General features: G+C 36.9%; 3 protein-coding genes. All 3 read left to right on the top strand.

Annotated elements, in window-relative coordinates; translation table 11 throughout:
- Positions 1-230, top strand: a 230-nt coding sequence (locus AC220I_RS22265) for a hypothetical protein (protein WP_486726063.1), incomplete at its 5' end; no start/stop codon positions are given.
- Positions 231-397: 167 nt separating this feature from the next.
- Positions 398-1,339 carry a DMT family transporter gene (locus AC220I_RS22260; protein WP_486726062.1) on the top strand — a complete coding sequence of 314 codons (942 nt, stop codon included), beginning with the start codon at positions 398-400 and terminating at the stop codon, positions 1,337-1,339.
- Between the two features lie 7 nt (positions 1,340-1,346).
- The coding region (locus AC220I_RS22255; protein WP_486726061.1) for an LUD domain-containing protein at positions 1,347-1,657 on the top strand (311 nt) is incomplete at its 3' end.

The following is a 1,657-nucleotide window of genomic DNA, read 5'->3' as shown; positions in this document are numbered from 1 at the left end:
AGGAAGGTTATACTGGTATATTCCATTTTACAGCCAAAGACGTGATGAATCACTTGACCTTTTACAATAAAATTCTCAGTAAAAAAGCCTCAATAGAGGTTGGTAAAATCAAGCACAATGCAGATTATTATCTAGCCTTAAAGACGGCGCGAGAGGTTCTAAAGGACTTTGAATATACCAACGATGATGTGATTGGCGAAATAAAGGCGGTCATCAAAAAACTCAAGTAAATAGAGGTTAAACAAAAAGTAGCTTATTTCAGAGCTGCTTTTTTAATGACATTTAAACAATTTATCTAGAAAATAAATGGCCTTTGGTGTTACAAGTCTATAGACTTTAAAGTGACGGCACGATTTTAATATAGTATAATCAGAAAAGACAAACTTCGGAGGTAAATATGACTGGTAGCACAAACCTCAAGCAAAATCATGACCATAAAAAGCTAGAGGTTCTACAAGGTGAAAGACAACTTAAGAGAAAGGGCTTTTTTTATGCAATAATGGCTTCAAGTATTTATGCCTTCAACTCCATCTTGGGTAAGATGGTCATGGTTGAAGGTGCTGAGCCGCTTGTTGTGAATTTTTTTCAGTATTTAATGAGTGTCATCATAATTTTTGTGACGGTTTTAGTCACCAACAAGGATAAATTTAAGATTACAAAGGTACAATTAAAACAGACCATGATACAAGGTGTGATTGGTGCTTTTTGTACAAGTGCCTTATTCTATTTGGCCCTTAACCAGCTCAATGCGGGGATTGCCTCAATGCTCTTGTTTACAAATCCAGTATTTATCACGCTTTTCTTTGCCATAACAGGCATGAAGAAGCTTAAGAGGGTTAATTACATCGCATTATTGCTTGCCATGATAGGGATTGTTCTCGTGCTTGATATATTTTCGGTAAAGGGCTCACAACTATCTTTGGTGGGTATCGGTTTCGGAATTGCAAGTGCCTTAACCTATTCCTTTTATAATATTTATGCGGATTTTAAAATCGCCAAGATGGACCACTATACGGTTTTGTTTTATACATCACTTTTTGGTTTGATTGCGTCTTTTGGCAGTGTGATTGGCCTTTATGGCACAATCCCAATCTTAAGTTTTCATCTTTTGAAGTATATATTTATAATTGCTGTATTTGCAGGCATTCTACCAGTGGTCTTCTTCTATAAATCGGTGGCAATCATTGGATCTGAGAGAACGAGCATCGTCGCAACATTGGAACTGCCTATAACTTTGATTGTTGCCTTTTTAATTTTAAATGAGCACCTTAATCTGATGCAAATGGGTGGTGCTGTTATGGTCATTTTGTCTGTGTATTTACTTCATAGGGAGGATTAAAAGTGGCATGAATGAGAATATGAGTTTGGGGAAAGATTTGGATTTGCTTGAAGATGAAAAGGTGATTCAGGTCATTGAAGCGCTTAAGAGGCGAAAAATCTCCTGTCACTATTTTGATATGACACAAGCCTTGTTAGATTATCTCATGAAGGCAGTCAATGGGAAGTCGGTTGGGGTGGGTGATTCAATGACTTTTGAAGAAATTGGCCTCTATGATTTTTTAAGAAGACACAGCGGTCGTTTTTTAGACAAGTACGATCAAAATCTCAGTAAGGCAGACAAGCAGCTGCTGTATCGTGAAAATTTTTCAGCGGATGT

The sequence above is a fragment of the Fusibacter sp. genome (genome assembly GCF_057447755.1).
Note: the sequence above shows the minus strand (reverse complement) of the source record. Positions and strands in the feature narration are given on the sequence as shown.